This is a genomic window from Devosia sp. P2_G7, assembly GCF_056403495.1.
In genome coordinates this window covers 43,389-59,723 of sequence record NZ_JBFUFI010000006.1, presented here as the reverse complement: position 1 = coordinate 59,723, position 16,335 = coordinate 43,389, and the positions used below count along the sequence as shown (strand labels likewise).

Here is a 16,335-nt window from a genome sequence, read left to right as displayed (position 1 = left end):
CCTCCGACGCGGGGATGACATCGAGTGTGGTTTGGAGAGCGTGCCTGCCCTCAGGCGGTCACGTTCAGCGCCCAGGCCACCTTGTTCCACAGATCATCGACATTATCGGTGAACACCACCACCCGATCCGCATGGCTCACCGAGTGGCTGAGAATGTCCGTCGCCATGCCGCGCATCGCCTCGAACGCCCGATGGTGGTTCAGCAGCACCACCGGCTTGCCACCGCCGCCCGCGCCGGCCCGCACCCAGGTGCGATAGAGCGCCGCCGCCGAGGCCAGCGAGCCCGGCAGCCCGACAAAGCCCTGCGCCAGTTCGCCCACCCGCTTCACCCGCGCCTCGGGATCGTCGATCCGCTCCACCGGCACTTCGGCCAGCGCCGCCGGTGCCTGGAACGCCGCATCGGCGACGATCAGCACTTCGCCGCCTGCGGCCCGGGCGCTGGTGATCAGCGGGATGTTGTCCAGCGTCTCGTCAGCAAGGCAAATGATCCGCGCCCCATGCCGCGCCAGGAGCGTTCCCGCCTGCGACATGATTGAGCTGCGTTCGGCATCGCCAGGCCCCTTGTCCGAGGCAAACACGGCCAGCGCCGGGTGGTTCTGCGCGACGTTACCGGCCACGGGTCAGGCCACCGAGAATGCCGCGCAGCAGCGCCTTGCCGAGCCCATTCGCCATGGTGCGAGTGAACGAGGTAATCGCTGCCTCGGTCGGCGTCTGCCGGGTCGAGCGCCGCGGCTGCGCCGCGCGTTCGGCCCGCTCCTGCGCCGCCGCGGCCTTTGCCTCCGCAGCAGCCGTCTTTGCGTCGAGTTCCGCCTGCTTCGCACCCGCCTCGATCGCCTGCCGCTCCTGCGTCTTCTTGGTCAGCACCTCAAACGCTGACTCACGATCGACCGGCGTGTCGTACACCCCGGCTACCGGCGAATTGGCGATCACCGAGCGACGCTCTTCCGGCAAGAGAGGCCCGACCTGCCCCGAAGGCGGCCGGATCAGCGTCCGCCCGACGATCGACGGCACACCCTTCTCCTCCAGCACCGAAACCAGCGCCTCGCCAGTGCCGAGCTGGGTGATCACTTCCTCGGTCGAGAAATCGGGGTTGGGCCGGAACGAGTCGGCCGCCATCCGCACTGCCTTCTGCTCTTTCGGCGTATAGGCGCGCAGCGCGTGCTGCACCCGGTTCGACAGCTGCGCCAACACCGCGTCCGGAACGTCGATCGGGTTCTGCGTCACGAAATAGACGCCGACGCCTTTCGAGCGCACCAGCTTCACCACCTGTTCGACCTTGTCGACCAGCGCCTTGGGCGCGTCGTCGAACAATAGGTGCGCCTCGTCGAAGAAGAACACGAGCTTGGGCTTATCCGGATCGCCCACTTCCGGCAGCACCTCGAACAGCTCGGACATCAGCCAGAGCAGGAACGTCGCATAGAGCCGCGGCGCGCGCATGAGCTCGTCCGCGGCGAGGATCGAGACATAGCCCTTGCCGTCGGTCGTGGTGCGCATCAGGTCGCGGATATCGAGCGCGCGCTCGCCGAAGAACTGGTCGCCACCCTGCTGTTCCAGCACCAGGAGCGAGCGCTGCACCGCACCCACGGTCGCCGAAGCCACGTTGCCGTACTGAACCGAGATGTCCTTGGAGTTGTTGGCGATTTCCACCAGCAGCGCGCGCAGGTCCTTCAAATCCAGCAGCAGCAGTCCGTTATCGTCGGCATACTTGAAGGCGATGTTGAGCACGCCTTCCTGCGTGTCGTTGAGGTCGAGAATGCGGCTCAGCAGCAGCGGCCCCATCTCCGAAATCGTGGTCCGCACCGGGTGGCCCTGCCGCCCGAACAGGTCCCAGAAGATCACCGGGAACTTGTCGGCGACATAGTCGGTGAAGCCGATCTCCTCGGCCCGCTTCACCTGCCAGTCGAGCATCTTGCCCGTGGCGGCAATGCCCGACAGGTCGCCCTTGATGTCGGCCGCGAACACCGGCACGCCGGCCGCCGAAAAGCCCTCGGCCATCGACTGCAGCGTCACCGTCTTCCCGGTGCCCGTGGCGCCGGTCACCAGCCCGTGGCGGTTGCCGTACTTCAGCGCCAGATATTCCGGCCGAGTGCTTTGGCCGAGATAGATCTTGTCGGGAAGGAGCATGACGCCTCACTGGATTCGATGGCCGGTTCAGGACTCTATAGCGGCGAGGGGTTGGGCTGCCAAATGAAAGCGGGGCGACGGAGGCTGTGCGCCACGTCCATCGTGCGCAAAGGATACCCCCACCAGCCTATCCGCGAGCCGGCCCCGTGAACCGGTGTCCAATTTCAACCCCGCATCCCCTGGGGAAGCCACAGCATTCGGCAGTTCCCAAAAGCGCCCCTACGCCCTTACACTCCGTGCCATGCGTATGAACCGCCGTCACATCCTCGCCGGCCTCGCTGCCCTGCCGCTCGTCGGCGCTGTGCGCGCGCAATCGCTCGATTCGTCGTCGCTCAACCTGACGCCGGGCAGTCTCGACGATCAGAGCAGCGCGATGCAGGAGGCCCTGCTGCGCGCCGCGGGCGAAGGGCGGCCGCTGTTCCTCCAATCCGGCAACTACTACGTGCAGAACCTTCAGGTCCCCAGCAACGTGGTGGTCCATGGCATCCCGGGCGGCACCATCCTCGCCGCCGCAGACGGCGCGCCGGTGATCCGCATTGCCGGCAGCGCCCATGTCAGCTTTTCCGGCGTCACCTTCACCCGCGGCAATGGCGGCCCCTCGGGAGCCGACCGCGGCCTTGTCGAGATCGAAGCCAGCGACCACGTCACCATCAGCAATTGCAGCTTCGTTGGCGGCGCGGCTAATGGTCTTGCCGTACGCGATGCCGGCGCCGATATCGAGGATTGCGATTTCACCGGCCACGCACTCGCCGCGATCTTCTCGGTCGATGGCCGCGGCCTCAACATCGCATCCAACCGCGTCGACAAGTGCGGCAATGGCGGCTTCCTGATCTGGGGCAGCCAGCCGCGCCACGATGGCTCGGTGATCACCGGCAACACCATTACCGGCGTCGGCAACACCAATGGCGGCAACGGGCAGAACGGCAACGGCATCAACGTCTTCCGCTGCAACGACGTAATCATCTCCAACAACCAGATCGCCGATTGCGCCTTCACCGCGGTGCGCCTCAACTCGACCGGCAATGTCGCCGTCACCGGCAATGTCTGCCGCAACTCCGGCGAGGTCGCGATCTTCTCCGAGTTCGCCTTCACCGGCTCGGTGATCTCCAACAACATCGTCGACGGCGCCGCCGCCGGCATCTCGATCACCAACCTCGATTCCGGCGGTCGCCTCGCGGTCTGCTCGGGCAATATCGTGCGCAACATCCGCGCCCGCTCCGAGGTCAACCCGGACACCAAGCCCTTCGGCATCTACGCCGAAGCGGAAACCAGCATCTCGGGCAACAGCATCGACAACGTCCCCGGCATCGGCATCATGGCCGGCTACGGCACGTTCCTGCGCGACGTGATCATCGCCGACAACGTGCTCTACGCGACGAACACCGGCATCGGCGTCAGCGTCGTCCAGAACCCCGCTCCCGGCCCGGTCACCATCACCGGCAACATCGTCCACGCCCCCCAAGACCACGCCATCGTCGGCATGGAGTGGGACAAGGTGGTGACGGAGGATCTGGTCAAGGATGCCGCGAAGTACCCGCACGTAACGGTGGCGGACAATTCGGTGACCTGAGCGGTCTTCCCCTCGCGCCCCTCGCCCGCGGTCTTGTCGCCGGCAGCTGCGTGGACATATGATTGGGTGTAACGAGTGGGAAGCGAGATGGCCAAGAAGTATATCGTCAGCGCGTTCTGGGACGACGTGGCGAAGGTTTGGGTCGCCACCAGCGACGACATTCCCGGCCTCACCACTGAGGCTGCGACCCTCGATGCCCTAGTCGAACGCGTCAACGCGGTCGCGCCGGAACTCCTCGATGACAACGCCCAATTCGTGCCCGGCGGCCGCGCCGCCGACGAACAGATCTCGGTTCAGATAGTCTCTGATCTTCAAGCGTCTCACGCCGCTTGATGGTCCGCGGCTTTTACGCCCAGTTGGTCGAAGCACTAAAGGCCGCCGGCTATTCCTTCAAGCGGCAGGGCAAGGGCGACCATGAAATCTGGTACAATCCAGCAATCGGCAAGTCTGTTACGGTCGACCGGGGAACCCTGTCACGCCACACCGCCAACGGCGTCCTGAAGCAGGCCGGCATCGCTAAACGGTTCTAGCGACGTCGCCTAAGCCGCCCGCATCTCACCCACATCGAATCCGCGCACGTTCCGCACTACCTGCCGGGCGAACTTCTCCAGCACTGCGCGCTGCGCCGCGTCCGGGTCGGCGAAGCGCAGCAGCAGGTTTGCGACGAGCGTCTGGCTCGCCAGCATGTTGCCGTCGTCGATCTTCAGCGCGTAGCCCCAACCCTTGTCGCGGATGGCGCCGCATTGCACGCCCTCGGCCCCGCCCTTCTGCATGACGCGGCCGCCGAACGCTTCCATCACCAGCGTGTCGAGATGCCCCGTGCCTGCCACCAGCAGCGGATGCCGGGTCGCCGCGTCGAAAATGCGCCGAGCAGCGCTCCCCAGGTCGTCCGGCAGGCCCACGCCCGTCGCCATCTTGGCGAACCCACGCGCAAAGCCCGAAAGCGGCGCTGCCCAGGTCGGGATCGAGCAGCCGTCGGTGCCGCAGCGATCCTCGCTCAGCGGCTCGCCAATCACCGTCTCGATCGCCTTGCGCACCGCCACCTGCACCGGATGCCCACGCGTCACGTAGTCATGCGTGTCGACACCCAGCGCGCGCGCCACGCTCAGCATCCCCGAATGCTTGCCGGAACAATTGTTGTGCAGCTGGCTCGGCTCCAGCCCGGCTGCGCGCAAGGCCTCGCGTGCCTTGCTGTTCGTCGGCTGGTGCGCCCCGCATTCGAGATCTCCGGCGCCAAGCCCGATATGGTCGAGGAAATGCGTCACGCCGAACACGTGAACGTCTTCGCCGTGATGCGAGGCGCAGGACAGCGCCAATTCCTCTTCGCTCAATCCGAAGCGGTCGATGGCGCCCGACGTCACCATGGCCAGCGCCTGCATCGACTTGATCGCCGAGCGCGGAAAGACCGGCCGCGAAATGTCGCCGGCCTCGGCGATGATGTTGCCGTCGGCATCGGAGATGACGAAGGCGCCGCGGTGGCGGTTCTCGACAAAATTGCCGCGCGTCTGCTCGACAAGGATGGGGTTGGCGTCCACGACTGCACTCACAGAAAAAAGGCCCGGAAGGTTCCCTAGGGAACGCGTCCGGGCCGTGAAGTCAATGTTCGGAGGTCAGTCAAAGGCACGTGTGCATGGGAGGTCAGTCGGTAGAAGCCCGCCACGCGCCGTTTGGAGCAACGCGGGCGGGAAATCGGTGGGATCAGATATCCCAGTCGTAGGCCATCTTCAGGAACTTGGCGTTCACCCAGCCCTTGGTGTCCTGCTGCTCGACGAGGCACCAGTCCGAGCCGCCCTGCGGCGCGATGATGCAGCGCTCGACCCAGACACTGGTCTTGGGTTCGAACTCGCCGACCTTCTGGGAGTACGAAGCGGGCCACTTGCGGACGTTGAGCGTGTCCCACTTCTTGACACCCACGATGTGGGCGGGGCTCTCGACGTCATAACCGGCGGCCATGGCGGGCTGGATGGCGAAAGCGGCAGCGCTGGCGATGATCAGACCGGCGAGGGTCGCGACCAGCAGCTTCTCATGGTTCTTGTTCATTTGGGGCGTCCTCACGGAGCGGGGTTTCAATCTGTTGTCCCGAACATGCCCCACCCGGTTTGAACCCGCTCTGAGCCCGCTATTCAGAAAGCATTCATCGGCAAGGCAATGTCGCGGCCACAAAAAGGATGGGGCGGCTGCCCTGGGGCGCCGCCCCATCGAAACGATGATCGATGCGTTCAGCGCTCGAAGTGGTGCACGTAGAGGCTGATAGTGTCGTCGCCCATCATTCTGACTGCGAACACGTCGTCGGCGTGGTAGCCCTTCTCACCGAGCATTTCGACGAGCAGGTCGTTCCGGGCGATCGAGGCGCGGAGGTAGGCCGCGTTACCATCCGCGCGCATCAGCTCGCCGCCCGGGCAAAGCTCGGTGACCCAGACGCGGTAGCCGTTGTCGATGCCGGTCACGTCGGCCGGGAACACGCGGCTCAGATGACCCAGTTGGTCGCCGCAGGAGTTGGATGATGAGCCGCCATCAGGACAACTGGCCTGGCCGCACGGGGTGTCCAGCTGAATCTGGATGGCCCCGGCCGGCACGGCAGAGAACGAAGTCAGCACGGCGATGGCGAAGGTGGCGGCGAGAGCGAGCTTTGGCATTTTTGTCTCCTGGGTGCGGCGAGCGCGCCGCACGGCGTTTAGGGCGCGAAGCATTACTGCTGGTCCGATGGCCAGCAGTTGGGCTCATTGCCTTGAACCGCCTCTGACGACGCCGTTCAGGTTGGCTACAGGAATGACCCGGGCCAAATCAGCAGAGCCAGGGCGGTTCAGTGGTCGGGTTTTGCTTCTTCTTCGCAAAAAAAAGAGGGCGGGACCCCGCGGGTCCCGCCCTCAATATTCGATGCGTCGTGGATCAGAGTGCGTGGACGTAGAGCACCGCTGCCTTGCGGCCGACGACCACGCCGACCACGTCATCGGCACCGTAGCCACCCTTGCCGAGCGCCTTGTCCATCTTGTCGTTCTGGGCGATGGCATGGCGCAGGTTTTCGACACCCAGCTGCTGCTCGATCAGGTTCTTGTCGACGCAAACCGGCACGACATCCACGGCGTCCCTGCCGTTGACGCTGGTGATCTGCTTGGCCGTGACCTTGGCCAGGTCGCCGATCTTGGCGTCGCAGCGCACGAGGCCCGCGGTATTGCCCGGGATTTCCGGATCGCCGCCGGGCTTGCCCGGCTGGCAGTTCTTCATGCAGCCCTCTTCGGCGACTTCCGGAATGTCCGGGCCGTCGCAGTTCAGCATGCAGCCTTCTTCGGCAACGTCCGGTTCGTCGCACTCGACCACGTGGCAGAACGGATCGAAGGGTTCGCCCACTTCGGAGTCGCCATCGTCGCAGTCGATGGTACAGCCACCACCGCCGCCGGGGATGGTCGAAGTCGGCTGGGCGTAAGCAGGCATCGCAAAGGCGGCAAGGCCGATGGCAGTCACCATGGCCAGCAGAATGAGTTTCAGGTTCATGATTTCTCTCAACAGGTTTGGTTGCCCGGCGGCACCCCTGCCGCCGTTCGCCACGCTCTCGGCGCGTCGTTGGCGGCGGAACTAGTGCTGGGCGTTTGAACTGCTGGTGAGAGCCGTATTCAGAGATCGTTCATCATCGGACCGCGGCGGAGGTGGCGCAGACTGGTCGACCAGGGGACAGGGACAGGCGCCGGCGGCGCCCGTCCGTGGCTAGCGATCAGCGATGATCGTCGAAGCGGTGGACATAGAGGCTGATGGTGTCGTCGCCCATCATCTTCACGGCAAACACGTCGTCCGCGTGGTAGCCCTTCTCGCCGAGCATGTCGACGAGCACATCGTTCTGGGCGATGGAGGTGCGGAGGTAGGCCGCGTTGCCATCCGAGCGCATAAGATCGGAGGTGGGGCAGAACTCGGTGACCCAAACGCGATAGTGATTATCAACGCCAAGCACTTCGGCGGGGAACACGCGCTTCAAGTGGCCGAGCTGGTCGCCGCAGTTCTCGGCGGGCGATGGCTCTTCGCAGCGTACCCGACAGTTGGGGCCCGGCTGCGCAAGGGCCGGCAGGACGGAAGTCAAGGTAGCAACCGCGAACGCGGCCATAGCGAGCTTGTTCATTTCAGTCTCCTGTGTGGTGCGGCAGCTTCGCCGCGGCAGTTCCTTTCCAGTTCGGGGCACGGGTGCCCTGTGACGCTTTGAGCCTGATGCCAGATAGCATCGGACCCAACGCCGGCCGGCATCGCGTGCCGGTTCGGCGTCAGGGTTTATTGTAGCACTTCTGGGAGGTTAGCGGTCGAAGTGGTGGACGTAGAGGCTGATGGTGTCGTCACCCATCATCTTCACCGCGAACACGTCGTCGCTGAAGTAGCCCTTGCCCTTCAGGGCATCGACCAGAACGTCATTGTCGGCGATGGCGGTACGCAGATAGGCAGCGTTGCCGTCGGAGCGCATCAGGTCGGAGGTGGGGCAGAGTTCGGTGATCCAGACGCGGTAGCCATTGTCGATGCCGAGAACCTCGGCCGGGTACACGCGCTTCAGGTGCCCCAGTTGATCGCCGCAGCGTTCGGGGCTGGAGGAACCCTCGTGGCCGCACTGGTTGCTGGTACATGGAATGTCGAGCGGGACGCGCTGGGCATTGGCAGGGGCTACAGAGAACGAAGTCAGCATAGCAGCCGCGAACGTCGCGGCGAGGGCGAGCTTGGTCATTTCAGTCTCCTGATTGGGGGCGGCGGGGTGCTGGCCCGCACGTCGAGTCCTTTTTCAATGTTGAGGGGTCGCGATGAAGCGAACCGCCTCCTTGACGCTGGAGACGAGGCTGCGCCAACCGGCTTGAACCGGCCGTGACAAGTGCGTTCAGGCTCGTGACAGAATGGGTGCAACCCGTGCTAGGCTCAGCGCAAATCAGTTCGGGAGGATGAGGAAATGGCCAAGGTTCTGGTGACGGGCGGCAGCGGTAAGCTCGGGCGGGCGGTGCTCAAGGACCTGGTGACCAACGGCTACTCCGTCCTCAACATCGACCAGCAGATGCCCAAGGACCCGATCTGCCCTACCGTCCGCATCGACCTCACGGATTTCGGCCAGGTGGCACAGGCGATCATGGGCGGCGTCGACGAGCGCAAGGGCCCGTTCGACGCAGTGGTCCACCTCGCCGCCATCCCGGCGCCCGGCCTGTTCGCCAACAGCCGCACCGTCGCGAACAACGTGCCCACCAGCTACAACGTGTTCGAGGCCTGCCGCCTCGCCGGCATCAAGAACGTTGTTTTCGCCTCGAGCGAAACCGTGCTCGGCCTGCCTTTCGAGACTCCGCCCCCCTACGTGCCGGTCGACGAGGAGTACTTCCCGCGCCCCGAGAGCGCCTATTCGCTCGGCAAGCTCCTCGACGAGACGATGGCGGCGCAGTTCTGCCGCTGGGACCCCGAGCTGAAGATCGTCGGCCTGCGCTTTTCCAACGTCATGGACGTCGAGGATTACAAGGCGTTCCCCGGCTTCGACGCCGACCCGAAGCTGCGCAAGTGGAACCTCTGGGGCTATATCGACGCCCGCGATGGGGCCCAGGCCGTGCGCCGCGGCATCGAGGCCGAGTTCAAGGGCTTCGAGCCCTTCATCATCGCCAACCACGACACGGTGATGAGCCGCTCCAACATGTCCCTGATGGCCGAAGTGTTCCCCAACGTCCCGCACAAGCGCGAGCTCAGCCAGAACGGCACGCTGCTCTCGATCGACAAGGCCCGCCGGCTGCTCGACTACAACCCGCAGCACAGCTGGCGGAACCACGTCTGATGATCCTGCTGGGGGGTCACGGCCTGCCCGTCGGCAGCGACGACCCATACGCCTTCGCCCACGCCCACCGCGAGTTCGGCTACGGCGCTGCCTACGTGCCGGAGGTGTCGATCAACGACACTGCCCGGCTCGTCGATATCGAGCAGGCCTTTGCCGAGGCCGATGTCGTCCTCGCCGAGATCGGCATCTGGCGCAACCTCGTCTCCCCCGACGACGCAGTACGGAAGACCAACCTCGCCTACGCAGTCGAGCGCCTCGCCATCGCCGATGCGGTCGGCGCCGGCTGCGCGGTCAGCTATATTGGCTCGTTCAAGGCTGGCACCGATTATGCCCCGGCCGCCGAGAACATGGGCCACGAGGCGTTCGACGCCTCAGTCGACACCGTCCGCTACCTGCTCGATACGGTGAAGCCCACCCGCGCCAAGTTCGCGCTCGAGATGATGCAGTATTCCCTGCCCGACAGCGTCGACAGCTATGTCGAGCTGATCCGCGCCATCGACCGGCCGATGTTCGGTGCGCATTTCGATCCGGTGAACCTCATCATGACGCCGCGGGTGTATTTCGATAACGGCGCGTTGATCCGCGAGTGCTTCGACAAGCTCGGGCAGTGGGTGGTCTCGTGCCACGCCAAGGACATCAAGCTTCACCACCAGGCGGCGCTCCACCTCGATGAAGTCCAGATCGGCGAAGGCGTCCTCGACTACCGCACCTATCTCACCCAGCTCGATCGTCTGCCGCGCGAAGTGCCGCTGATGCTCGAACACCTCACTGGCGAAGCCTACGCGGTGGCCCGCGACCGTATTTTCGCCGTCGGCGACGCCATCGGCGTCAGTTTCTCGGTGCGGCCGTGACATTCACTCCTTGGTGATTTGCCGCATTCCGGCCCACAGTACTGCGTTGCTAGCCTCAACCGACCACGACGACTGGAGCCGCCATTGGGCGCCTATATCCTGAGACGCTTGCTCCTGATGATCCCGACGCTGTTCGGCATCATGGTGGTCTCCTTCGTCATCGTGCAGTTTGCTCCCGGCGGACCGGTGGAGCAGGTCATTGCCCAGATGTCCGGCCAGAACATCAGTGCCACCGAGCGCATCACCGGCAGCGAGCAGGGCGATTTCGCCGGCCAGCAGACTGGCGAGGCGAAGAGCACGAGCGATGTCAACTCGACCTATCGCGGCGCCCGGGGCCTCAGGCCGGAAATCCTCGAGCGGATCAAGAAGCAGTTCGGTTTCGACAAACCGCCGCTCGAGCGCTTCGTCACCATGATCTGGAACTATGCCCGCTTCGATTTCGGCAACAGCTACTTCCGCGATATCTCGGTCATCGACCTGATCAAGGAGAAGCTGCCGGTCTCGATCACGCTGGGCTTGTGGATGACGCTGCTCGGCTACGGCGTCTCGATCCCGCTCGGCATCGCCAAGGCCATCCGCGACGGTTCGCGGTTCGACGTCTGGACCTCATCCATAGTCATCGTCGGCTACGCGCTACCCGGCTTCCTCATCGCAGTGCTGCTGATCGTGCTGTTCGCCGGCGGCAGTTTCTGGAACATCTTCCCGCTGCGAGGGCTGGTGTCCGAGAACTTCGCCAACCTCCCCTGGTACCGCCAGATCCTAGATTACCTGTGGCACATCACCCTGCCGATCACCGCCATGGCGGTCGGTGGCTTCGCTACGGTGACGCTCCTCACCAAGAACTCCTTCCTCGAGGAAATCCGCAAGCAGTACGTCACCACCGCCCGCGCCAAGGGGCTCAACGACAGGCAGGTGCTGTACCGGCACGTGTTCCGCAACGCTATGCTGCTGGTCATCGCCAGCTTCCCAGCGGCGTTCATCTCGGCCTTCTTCGGTGGCTCGCTGCTGATCGAGACGATCTTCTCGCTCGATGGCCTTGGCCTCCTGGGCTTCCAGTCGGTGCTCAACCGCGATTATTCGGTGGTGTTCGCGACGCTCTACGTCTTCTCGTTGATGGGTCTCGTCATCGGGCTGGTCTCCGACCTCATGTACATGTGGATCGATCCGCGCATTGATTTCGAAAGCCGGGAAGTCTGATGCACGCCAGCCTAGCGGGCGCCCGCTCCCCCTTCCTCGTCTTTGCTCCGGCCGATCAGGCTCGTTCGGCGCCACTGCTCTCGCCGATCAACGAGCGCCGGCTCAAGGTGTTCAACGCCAATCGCCGTGGCGTCTGGTCGCTGTGGATCTTCCTCGTCCTGTTCATCCTCACCATGTTCGCAGAACTGATCGTCAACGATCGGCCGCTGGTGGTGAGCTATAAGGGCGAGCTGCTGTTCCCGGTCGTCGTCGCCTACCCCGAGACCAAGTTCGGCGGCTTCCTCGCCGAAACGATCTACCGCGACCCCTTCATCGCCGACGAGATCAACGCCAATGGCTGGATGTTCTGGCCGCCGATCCGCTACTCCTACGGCACGGTCGACGAATCCCTCACCGGCGCGGTGCCCTCGAAGCCATCCTGGCTGCAGACCGCCGAGGAGCGCTGCTCGTTCTACCCCGGCGGGGTGGACGACCCCTCCTGCAACATCGGCAACTTCCACTGGCTCGGCACCGACGACCAGGGCCGCGACGTGCTGGCCCGGCTGATCTACGGCTTCCGCATCTCGGTGCTGTTCGGGCTGATCCTGACCGTGCTCTCCTCGGTCGTCGGCATCGGCGCCGGCGCGCTGCAGGGCTATCTCGGCGGCTGGGTCGATCTCATCGCGCAGCGCCTGATCGAGATCTGGACCTCGGTGCCCTCGCTTTATCTGCTGCTGATCATTTCCAGCATCATCGCCCCAAGCTTCTGGGTGCTGCTCGGCATCCTGCTGCTGTTCTCGTGGACGGCGCTGGTCGGCATCGTCCGGGCGGAATTCTTGCGCGCCCGCAACTTCGAATATGTCGCCGCCGCCCGCGCGCTCGGGGTTTCCAACCTCAAGATCATGGTCGGGCACCTGTTGCCCAACGCCATGGTCGCCACCCTCACCTTCATGCCGTTCATCCTCGCCGGCTCGGTCACCACCCTGACGGCCCTCGACTTCCTCGGCTTCGGCCTGCCCGTTGGCTCGCCGTCGCTGGGTGAGTTGCTGAGCCAGGGAAAGGACAACCTTTCGGCCTGGTGGCTCGGCATCACCGGCTTCTTCACCGTCTCGCTCATCCTTACCCTCCTCGTCTTCATCGGCGAGGCGGTGCGCGATGCGTTCGATCCGCGCAAGACCTTCGCGGGGACACGTTGATGCACGGCCCGCTGCTCCAGGTTGATGACCTGCACGTCGATTTCCAAACCGAGCACGGGCAGATGCACGCCGTGCGCGGCGTCTCATTCGACATCCACGTCGGCCAGACCGTGGCGCTGGTCGGCGAGAGCGGCTCCGGCAAATCGGTCACGGCGCTATCGATCCTCCGCCTCCTGCCCTATCCGGCCGCGTCGCACCCAAAAGGCCGCGTCCTGTTCAACGGCGAGGACCTGCTGCATGCCGAGGACAAGGCCATCCGCGGCGTGCGCGGCAACGCCATCTCGATGATCTTCCAGGAGCCAATGAGTTCGCTCAACCCGCTCCACACCGTCGAGCGGCAGGTGAGCGAGGCGTTGATCCTCCATCGCGGCATGCGGAAGGCCGCAGCGCGCGCCCGCACCATCGAGTTGCTGACCGAGGTGGGCATCCCCGACCCGGTCTCGCGCCTCGACGATTTCCCGCACCAGCTCTCCGGCGGCCAGCGTCAGCGCGTCATGATCGCCATGGCGCTCGCCAATGAGCCGAAGCTGTTGATCGCCGACGAGCCCACCACCGCGCTCGACGTCACCGTGCAGGCGCAGATCCTCGAACTGCTGATGTCGCTGCAGCAGAAGCGCGAAATGGCGATCCTGTTCATCACCCACGACCTCGCCATTGTCCGCCGCATGGCCGAGATCACCCACGTGATGACCGAGGGCAAGATCGTCGAGTCGGGCCGCACCGAAACCATCTTCGCCGACCCGCAGCACGCCTACACCAGGAAGCTGCTGGCGGCCGAACCGAAGGGCGATCCCCCGACGCCGGCCGCCGATGCTGAACAGATCGTCGCCGCCGAAAAGCTGCGCGTCTGGTTTCCGATCAAGCGCGGTTTCTTCCGCCGCACCGTCGGCCACATCAAGGCGGTCGACGACGTCGACATCGCCATCCGTCGCGGCGAGACGCTCGGCGTCGTCGGCGAATCCGGTTCAGGCAAGACCACGCTCGGCCGCGCCCTGCTCCGCCTCATCGGTTCGGAGGGCCGCATCGTCTATCTGGGCCGCGACATCGAGAAGCTCTCCTGGGGCGCCATGCGGCCGCTCCGCAAGGACCTGCAGATCGTCTTCCAGGATCCGTTCGGCTCGCTCAGCCCCCGCATGTCGGTGGCCGAGATCATTGCCGAGGGCCTCGCGGTCCACGCGCCGCAACTTCGCCCGGCCGAGCGCGACGCCCGCGTCGTCCGCGCCCTCACGGAAGTCGGGCTCGATCCGGAAGCCCGCTTTCGCTACCCGCACGAGTTCTCCGGTGGCCAGCGCCAGCGCATCGCCATCGCCCGCGCCATGGTGCTCGAACCGAAATTCGTCGTCCTCGACGAGCCCACTTCCGCGCTCGACATGAGTGTCCAGGCGCAGGTCGTCGACCTCCTGCGCGAGCTGCAGCATCGGCACGGCCTCACCTACCTGTTCATCTCGCATGACCTCCGCGTCGTACGCGCCCTCGCCAACCAGGTGATGGTGATGCGCAACGGCAAGGTGGTCGAGCACGGCCCGGCCGCCGAGATCTTCGCCGCCCCGAAATCCGACTACACCAAGGCCCTGATGGCCGCCGCCTTCGCCGTCGAAGCCGTGCCCACCCCCGAGGTGGCGCAGTGATTGCCCTGGGGTCCGGCGCAAACAGACCCCCACCGGCTCGGAAGCGACCCACCTCGATTCCCGCCACAATCCCCCCTAAGCTCAGCCAACACGTTCTCCCCCGAATGGAGGCCTTCATGCACAAGCTAGCCGCCCTCACCCTCGCCGCGCTCCTCGCGTTCAGCCCGGCGATCGCCCAGGACAAGGTCTGGCACCACGCCGGCTCGCTGATCGGCGAACCCAAATATCCCGAAGGCTTCCAGAAGTTCGACTACGTGAACACCGATGCGCCAGTCGGCGGCGTCGTGCGGTTGAGCTCAATGGGCGGCTTCGACACCTTCAATCCGATCCTGCCGCAGGGCGAACCCGCCGACGGCATCGGGCTGGTGTTCGAGACGCTGACCACGCCCTCGCTCGACGAGAACTCGACCCAGTACGGCAACCTCGCCGAAGCTTTCAGCTACCCCGACGATTTCTCCTCGGTCACCTTCCGGATGAACCCACGCGCCAAATGGGCTGACGGCGAGCCGGTCACCGCCGAGGACGTGGTGTGGACCTTCAACAAGGTCATCGAGCTGAATCCCAGCCAGGCCAACTACTTCGCCAACGTCAAGAAGGCCGAGGTCACCGCGCCCGGCGAGGTTACCTTCACGTTCGACCAGGGCGGCAACCGCGAGCTGCCGCACATCATGGGCCAGCTGATCGTCCTGCCGCAGCACTGGTGGGAGGGCACCGGCGCCGACGGCAAGCCGCGCGATATCGCCCACTCCACCCTCGAGCCGCCGATGGGCTCGGGCCCTTACAAGCTCGCCAGCTTCTCCCCCGGCGCCTCGATCACCTATGAGCGCGATCCCAACTACTGGGGCCTCAAGGAGCCGTTCAATCTCGGCCAGAACAACTTCCAGGAGATCAAGTACGAGTATTTCCGCGACACCACAGCCGAGTTCGAAGGCTTCAAGGGCGACGAATTCGACTGGTGGGACGAGAACCTCGCCCTGCGCTGGCAGAACGACTACAACTTCCCCGCCGTCACCGACGGCAAGGTGATCAAGGAGCTGTTCGAGAACGCCTATCGCGGCTCCGGCATCCTCGTCGGGTTCGTGCCGAACCTCAGGAAACCCCTGTTCCAGAGCGAAGCCCTGCGCGAAGCAATGCTCTACGCCTTCGACTTCGAGGAGCTCGACAAGCTCCGCTTCTTCGGCCAGTACGACCGCATCAACAGCTTCTTTTACGGCACCGAATTCGCCTCTTCCGGCCTGCCGCAGGGCGAGGAGCTCGAGATCCTCAACTCGGTCAAGGACCTCGTCCCCGCGACGGTGTTCACCACCGAGTACAAGAACCCGGTCAACGGCGACACGACCAAGCTCCGCAACAGCCTCCGCACGGCCAACGAGATCCTCACCAAGGCGGGCTACACGCTGAGCGGCAACCAGCTGATGACTCCCGACGGCCAGCCGGTGACGTTCGAGATCCTCCTCAACGGCCCGACCATCGAGCCCATCGCCACGGCGTTCCAGACCAACCTCAAGCGCCTCGGCATCAACGCGAGCATCCGGTCGGTGGATTCGCCGCAGTACATCGAGCGCGTGCAGAACCACGACTTCGACATGATCTACACCGGCTGGGCGCAGTCGCTCTCCCCCGGCAACGAGCAGCGCGATTTCTGGGGCTCGGCCTCCGCCGCGCAGAACGACAGCCGCAACTATGGCGGCATTTCCGACAAGGGCGTCGACGCCCTGATCGACAAGATCGTCTTCGCCGACGACCGCGAAACCCTCATCGCCGCCACCCGCGCGCTGGACCGCGTCCTGCTCGCCCACCACTACGTGACGCCCACCTACACCCTCCGCAAATCCCGCATCGCCCGCTGGGACCGCTTCAGCCACCCGGCCGAGCTGCCCGAGTTCTCGATCGGCTTCCCGACAGTGTGGTGGTACGACGAGGCGAAGGCGGCGAAGACCGGGGTGGCGAAGAACTAGGGCGGCGCGCCCACCGGCCGTCATCCCGGCGAAAGCCGGGACCCACTGCTCGATGGTTGGAT

At 64.9% G+C, this 16,335-nt stretch carries 17 protein-coding genes; 9 read left to right on the top strand and 8 right to left on the bottom strand.

Annotation, left to right across the window (positions count from 1 at the left end):
* Window positions 1–50: 50 nt before the first annotated feature.
* Both AC1DWU_RS11545 and AC1DWU_RS11540 read right to left on the bottom strand, forming a co-directional pair.
* Entirely contained in the window at window positions 51–617 is a 567-nt protein-coding gene (locus AC1DWU_RS11545; protein ID WP_477150126.1) for an LOG family protein, read from the bottom strand.
* Complete coding sequence (locus AC1DWU_RS11540) at window positions 607–2,124, bottom strand: helicase HerA-like domain-containing protein (RefSeq protein WP_477150125.1); 1,518 nt, start codon at window positions 2,122–2,124, stop codon at window positions 607–609. The genes AC1DWU_RS11545 and AC1DWU_RS11540 overlap by 11 nt, the downstream gene beginning before the upstream one ends.
* Window positions 2,125–2,371: 247 nt before the next feature.
* On the opposite strand from AC1DWU_RS11540, the gene AC1DWU_RS11535 reads away from it, so the two are divergent.
* The 3 genes from AC1DWU_RS11535 to AC1DWU_RS11525 all read left to right on the top strand — a co-directional run bounded on the left by AC1DWU_RS11535 (window position 2,372) and on the right by AC1DWU_RS11525 (window position 4,224).
* Window positions 2,372–3,694: a TIGR03808 family TAT-translocated repetitive protein gene (locus AC1DWU_RS11535; protein ID WP_477150124.1), complete on the top strand. Its 1,323-nt coding sequence runs from the start codon at window positions 2,372–2,374 to the stop codon at window positions 3,692–3,694.
* 87 nt (window positions 3,695–3,781) lie between these two features.
* Window positions 3,782–4,027 carry a DUF1902 domain-containing protein gene (locus AC1DWU_RS11530; protein ID WP_477150123.1) on the top strand — a complete coding sequence of 82 codons (246 nt, stop codon included), beginning with the start codon at window positions 3,782–3,784 and terminating at the stop codon, window positions 4,025–4,027.
* Window positions 4,027–4,224, top strand: a complete 198-nt coding sequence (locus AC1DWU_RS11525; RefSeq protein WP_477150122.1) for a type II toxin-antitoxin system HicA family toxin — start codon at window positions 4,027–4,029, stop codon at window positions 4,222–4,224. Before AC1DWU_RS11530 ends, AC1DWU_RS11525 begins: the two co-directional genes overlap by 1 nt.
* A 9-nt stretch (window positions 4,225–4,233) precedes the next feature.
* Here the strand turns inward: AC1DWU_RS11525 and AC1DWU_RS11520 are convergent, their stop codons facing one another.
* The 6 genes from AC1DWU_RS11520 to AC1DWU_RS11495 all read right to left on the bottom strand — a co-directional run bounded on the left by AC1DWU_RS11520 (window position 4,234) and on the right by AC1DWU_RS11495 (window position 8,390).
* Complete coding sequence (locus tag AC1DWU_RS11520) at window positions 4,234–5,229, bottom strand: asparaginase (protein ID WP_477150121.1); 996 nt, start codon at window positions 5,227–5,229, stop codon at window positions 4,234–4,236.
* Between the two features lie 163 nt (window positions 5,230–5,392).
* Window positions 5,393–5,734, bottom strand: coding sequence for an SH3 domain-containing protein (locus AC1DWU_RS11515; protein WP_477150120.1), 342 nt, complete (start codon window positions 5,732–5,734; stop codon window positions 5,393–5,395).
* 179 nt (window positions 5,735–5,913) lie between these two features.
* A complete protein-coding gene (locus AC1DWU_RS11510) occupies window positions 5,914–6,330 on the bottom strand; it encodes a hypothetical protein (protein WP_477150119.1) in 417 nt (138 codons plus the stop codon).
* Between the two features lie 253 nt (window positions 6,331–6,583).
* On the bottom strand, window positions 6,584–7,186 hold the full coding sequence (locus tag AC1DWU_RS11505; RefSeq protein WP_477150118.1) for a hypothetical protein: 603 nt from the start codon (window positions 7,184–7,186) through the stop codon (window positions 6,584–6,586).
* A 217-nt stretch (window positions 7,187–7,403) separates the two neighbouring features.
* Complete coding sequence (locus AC1DWU_RS11500; RefSeq protein ID WP_477150117.1) at window positions 7,404–7,802, bottom strand: hypothetical protein; 399 nt, start codon at window positions 7,800–7,802, stop codon at window positions 7,404–7,406.
* 168 nt (window positions 7,803–7,970) lie between these two features.
* Window positions 7,971–8,390 (bottom strand): hypothetical protein, encoded by a 420-nt coding sequence (locus tag AC1DWU_RS11495; protein ID WP_477150116.1) that lies wholly within the window; start codon window positions 8,388–8,390, stop codon window positions 7,971–7,973.
* Window positions 8,391–8,606: 216 nt separating this feature from the next.
* Between AC1DWU_RS11495 and AC1DWU_RS11490 the strand changes: the two genes are divergently transcribed.
* From AC1DWU_RS11490 to AC1DWU_RS11465, 6 genes are all read left to right on the top strand, one after another.
* Window positions 8,607–9,464 (top strand): NAD-dependent epimerase/dehydratase family protein, encoded by an 858-nt coding sequence (locus tag AC1DWU_RS11490; protein WP_477150115.1) that lies wholly within the window; start codon window positions 8,607–8,609, stop codon window positions 9,462–9,464.
* Window positions 9,464–10,315 (top strand): sugar phosphate isomerase/epimerase family protein, encoded by an 852-nt coding sequence (locus tag AC1DWU_RS11485; RefSeq protein ID WP_477150114.1) that lies wholly within the window; start codon window positions 9,464–9,466, stop codon window positions 10,313–10,315. The genes AC1DWU_RS11490 and AC1DWU_RS11485 overlap by 1 nt, the downstream gene beginning before the upstream one ends.
* An 84-nt stretch (window positions 10,316–10,399) precedes the next feature.
* Complete coding sequence (locus AC1DWU_RS11480; RefSeq protein ID WP_477150113.1) at window positions 10,400–11,512, top strand: microcin C ABC transporter permease YejB; 1,113 nt, start codon at window positions 10,400–10,402, stop codon at window positions 11,510–11,512.
* Window positions 11,512–12,687, top strand: a complete 1,176-nt coding sequence (locus AC1DWU_RS11475; protein ID WP_477150112.1) for an ABC transporter permease — start codon at window positions 11,512–11,514, stop codon at window positions 12,685–12,687. Before AC1DWU_RS11480 ends, AC1DWU_RS11475 begins: the two co-directional genes overlap by 1 nt.
* Window positions 12,684–14,315 carry an ABC transporter ATP-binding protein gene (locus AC1DWU_RS11470; RefSeq protein ID WP_477150111.1) on the top strand — a complete coding sequence of 544 codons (1,632 nt, stop codon included), beginning with the start codon at window positions 12,684–12,686 and terminating at the stop codon, window positions 14,313–14,315. Before AC1DWU_RS11475 ends, AC1DWU_RS11470 begins: the two co-directional genes overlap by 4 nt.
* Window positions 14,316–14,431: 116 nt before the next feature.
* Window positions 14,432–16,273: an extracellular solute-binding protein gene (locus tag AC1DWU_RS11465; RefSeq protein ID WP_477150110.1), complete on the top strand. Its 1,842-nt coding sequence runs from the start codon at window positions 14,432–14,434 to the stop codon at window positions 16,271–16,273.
* The last annotated feature ends 62 nt before the right edge of the window (window positions 16,274–16,335 follow it).

Coding starts and splice junctions, on each gene's coding strand:
- AC1DWU_RS11540 (WP_477150125.1), bottom strand. CDS start 2,124: ATGCTCCTTCCCGACAAGATCTATCTCGGCCAAAGCACTCGGCCGGAA.
- AC1DWU_RS11535 (WP_477150124.1), top strand. CDS start 2,372: ATGAACCGCCGTCACATCCTCGCCGGCCTCGCTGCCCTGCCGCTCGTC.
- AC1DWU_RS11530 (WP_477150123.1), top strand. CDS start 3,782: ATGGCCAAGAAGTATATCGTCAGCGCGTTCTGGGACGACGTGGCGAAG.
- AC1DWU_RS11525 (WP_477150122.1), top strand. CDS start 4,027: ATGGTCCGCGGCTTTTACGCCCAGTTGGTCGAAGCACTAAAGGCCGCC.
- AC1DWU_RS11515 (WP_477150120.1), bottom strand. CDS start 5,734: ATGAACAAGAACCATGAGAAGCTGCTGGTCGCGACCCTCGCCGGTCTG.
- AC1DWU_RS11510 (WP_477150119.1), bottom strand. CDS start 6,330: ATGCCAAAGCTCGCTCTCGCCGCCACCTTCGCCATCGCCGTGCTGACT.
- AC1DWU_RS11505 (WP_477150118.1), bottom strand. CDS start 7,186: ATGAACCTGAAACTCATTCTGCTGGCCATGGTGACTGCCATCGGCCTT.
- AC1DWU_RS11500 (WP_477150117.1), bottom strand. CDS start 7,802: ATGAACAAGCTCGCTATGGCCGCGTTCGCGGTTGCTACCTTGACTTCC.
- AC1DWU_RS11495 (WP_477150116.1), bottom strand. CDS start 8,390: ATGACCAAGCTCGCCCTCGCCGCGACGTTCGCGGCTGCTATGCTGACT.
- AC1DWU_RS11490 (WP_477150115.1), top strand. CDS start 8,607: ATGGCCAAGGTTCTGGTGACGGGCGGCAGCGGTAAGCTCGGGCGGGCG.
- AC1DWU_RS11485 (WP_477150114.1), top strand. CDS start 9,464: ATGATCCTGCTGGGGGGTCACGGCCTGCCCGTCGGCAGCGACGACCCA.
- AC1DWU_RS11475 (WP_477150112.1), top strand. CDS start 11,512: ATGCACGCCAGCCTAGCGGGCGCCCGCTCCCCCTTCCTCGTCTTTGCT.
- AC1DWU_RS11465 (WP_477150110.1), top strand. CDS start 14,432: ATGCACAAGCTAGCCGCCCTCACCCTCGCCGCGCTCCTCGCGTTCAGC.